Source organism: Kocuria sp. NPDC057446 (genome assembly GCF_042802875.1).
Lineage (GTDB): Bacteria > Actinomycetota > Actinomycetes > Actinomycetales > Micrococcaceae > Kocuria.
The window spans coordinates 1-3265 of record NZ_JBHVDI010000246.1; the positions used below are offsets into that span (position 1 = coordinate 1).

Genomic DNA, 3265 nt, shown 5'->3' on the forward strand with positions numbered 1-3265 from the left:
GATCCTGTGATCGGGGCCCACGGCGTGCCGGCGACCGACTCGGGGGGCCACAGTGTGACTGTTGACACACCGACACCCGGTGAATACATTGGAAAGCGCATTCCCACCGCCTCCGAGGAGACTCCCGTGCATGCCCAGACCGCTCCCGCCCCGACCTCCGACCTCCTACGGCAGGCCCCCGCCCGCGTCTGCCTGGTGGGGATCGGCGGCTTCGGCGGACGCCACCTCGCGAACATCCGCCGCCTCGAGGAGGAGGGCCGCGTCCGCCTGGTGGCGGCGGTCGACCGGCGGGTCGACGAGGACGGGGTGCTGGGGCCGGACGTTCCCATGTTCGGCGATCTGGAGCAGCTCGGGGCCGCGGGCCCCGACGTGGACGTGGTCGTGATCTCCACGCCCATCGACACCCACTTCGAGCTCGCACTCGCCGCCCTGCGGATGGGGGCCGACGTCCTGCTCGAGAAGCCCCCCGTGGCCAATCTCGAGCAGTTCGACCGCCTGCTCGAGGCCGCCGAGGCGGCAGGCCGGCTCGTCCAGGTGGGCTTCCAGAGCCTGGGCTCCCACTCGCTGCGGGTGGTCGAGCAGATCCTGGCGAGCGGCGAGATCGGGCGGCTGCGCGCGGTGGGCGCCACCGGGCTGTGGTCCCGGGACACGGACTACTTCACCCGGTCCCCGTGGGCCGGGCGGCGGCGCATCGGCGGCGTGGACGTGGTGGACGGGGTGGTCACCAATCCCCTGGCCCACGCGGTGATGACCGCCCTGCACCTCGCGGGCGCCCGCACCCGCGAGGATGTCGCGGAGCTGCGCACCGAGCTCTACCGGGCCAACGCCATCGAGTCCGACGACACCTCGGTGGTCCGCGTGCGCACCGCGGCCGGGATTCCGGTCACCTGCGCCCTCACGCTGTGCGCCGCGGAGCAGCAGGACCCGTTCATCACGGTCGACGGCACGGAGGGGCAGGCCGTCCTGCACTACACCCGGGACCGGCTGACCGTCACGGGCCCCGAGGGCACGCGCGTCGTGGAGTCCGGGCGCACGAACCTGCTCGAGAACCTGCTCGACGCCCGGCTCCGGGGCACCGGACTGCTGTGCCCGCTGGCCTCCACCGGCGCGTTCATGCGCGTGCTGGACGCCGTGCGCACCGCCCCGGACCCCGTTCCGATCGGCTCCGCGCACGTGCGCTGGCACCAGGACGACGGGAGCGCACCGCGCGCCGTCCTGGAGGGGGTCGAGGACTGGGCGGCGCGGGCGGTCAAGGCGCAGTCCGACTTCAGCGGCCTGGGCGCCCCCTGGGCGAGCCCCGCCGCGACGAGCGGGAGCATCGTCCTGCGCGGCCGCGAGGTCGCGCAGGTCCGCACCGGCGCGGACATCGCCCCCACCTCCTCCCCCCGCCCGTTCCTGCACCCCGTCCGCACCCTCGGCGGCACCACCGTCACGGACCAGCAGCCCCTGGACCACGTCTGGCACCTGGGCGTCGGCACGGCCCTCCAGGACGTGGACGGCCACAACTTCTGGGGCGGGCGCACCTACACCCGGGAGGAGCGGCGCTACGTGTGGCGGGCGGACCATGGCCGCGTGGACCGCGTGGCGGCCCACCAGGCCGAGGACCGCCTGGACGAGGAGCTCGCCTGGACGGGCCCGGACGGCACCGCGGTGCTGACCGAGCAGCGCCGATGGACGTTCCGCCCCGTGCACGAGCACGCCTGGGAGCTCGGCCTGCGCTTCCGCCTGGCCCCCGCCGGCGCGCACCCGGTGCGGCTCGGCAGCCCCGGGTCCAACGGGCGGGTCGGCGGTGGCTACGGCGGGTTCTTCTGGCGGCTCCCCGCCTGCCCGGACGCGGACGTCTTCACCGCCGAGGCGGCGGGCGAGGACGCCGTGCACGGCAGCACGGCCCCGTGGCTCGCGTTCGCCGCGGACTTCGCGGGACGCCCCGCCACCCTGGTCCTCCGGCGCGGCGACGACTCGGCCGACCCCTGGTTCGTCCGGCACGCCGGGTACCCGGGGGTGGGCCTCGCCCTGGCCTGGGACACGGCCGTCACCACGACGACGGAGCGGCCGGTCGAGCGGGAGGTGCGCGTGCTCGTCGTCGACGGCCGTCTCGACGCCGCCGCGGTGGAGGAGCTGCTCGCGGGCGCGGCCCGGGGACGGGTCGCGTGAGCGGCTCCTCCCCCGAGCGGGCCGAGAAGCGCCGGCGGGTGCTGCGGGTGCTCGACGCCCACGGCGTCGACGCCGTGCTGCTGCAGAGCCACCCCGCGGTGTCCTGGTACCTCGACGGGGCCCGCGTGCACGTCTCGCTCGCCGGTCCACCGGTGGCCGCGGTCCTGGTGCACCGGGACGGCGACGAGGTCGTGACCTCCGCCAACGAGGCCGCCCGCCTGGTGGCCGAGGAGCTGCCCGCGGGCACCCGGCTGCACGAGGTGCCCTGGCACGGGACCCTCACCGCGCCGGAGGACTGGTTCCCCGGCGCGCGCTCGATGGCGATCGCCTCGGAGGACTGCGTGGCCGCACCGCTCCGGGCGGCGCGGGCCTCCCTGCTGCCCGATGAGGCGCGGCGCTACGAGCAGCTGTGCCGGGACGCCGCCGCGGTGCTGACCGACGCCCTGTCCCGGGCGAACCCGCGCACCACCGAGCGGGAGCTCGCCGCGGGGCTGACCGCCGACCTGGTCCGTGCGGGCGCGGAACCCCTCGTGGTGCTGTGCGGCGGCGCGGACCGCCTGCCCCACCGCCACCCCCTCCCGACGGCCGCGGCCCTGGGCCGGCGCGCCATGGCGGTCGTCTGCGCCCGCCGCGGCGGGCTGATCGCCAACGTGACCCGCTGGGTGCGCTTCGGTCCGGCGGATCCCGCCGAGGCGGACGCCCAGGCGAGGATCGCGGAGGTCGAGGCGGACGTCCTCGACGCCCTGCGGCCCGGGCTGCCCCTGGCGGACCTGCTCCCGGTGCTGCGGCACTCCTATCCGCGCCACGGCTTCGACGCCCAGGAGTGGACCCGGCACCACCAGGGCGGGCCCGCCGGGTACGCCGGGCGGGATCCCCGGCTCGCCCCGGGCGTGCCGGACCTGGTGCACGAGCACCAGGCCTTCACCTGGAACCCGTCCGCGCCGGGCGCGAAGATCGAGGACACCGTGCTGCTGGGCCCCGACGGGGTCCGGCCCCTGTCCGTGGACCCGCGCTGGCCCGTGGTCCGGGTCCGGGGCCGGGACCGTCCGGCCGTGCTGGAGCGCTGAGCGCCGCCCGCCCGGGCAGCCGGAAGGCCCGCACCCCCCGGGGG

At 76.7% G+C, this 3265-nt stretch carries 2 protein-coding genes; both read left to right on the forward strand.

What is annotated here, in order from left to right:
* The first annotated feature begins 126 nt into the window (after positions 1-126).
* A complete protein-coding gene (locus tag ACFU0Y_RS17680) occupies positions 127-2154 on the forward strand; it encodes a DUF6807 family protein (protein WP_380216194.1) in 2028 nt (675 codons plus the stop codon).
* Complete coding sequence (locus ACFU0Y_RS17685; RefSeq protein ID WP_380216196.1) at positions 2151-3221, forward strand: M24 family metallopeptidase; 1071 nt, start codon at positions 2151-2153, stop codon at positions 3219-3221. Before ACFU0Y_RS17680 ends, ACFU0Y_RS17685 begins: the two co-directional genes overlap by 4 nt.
* Positions 3222-3265 lie beyond the last annotated feature (44 nt).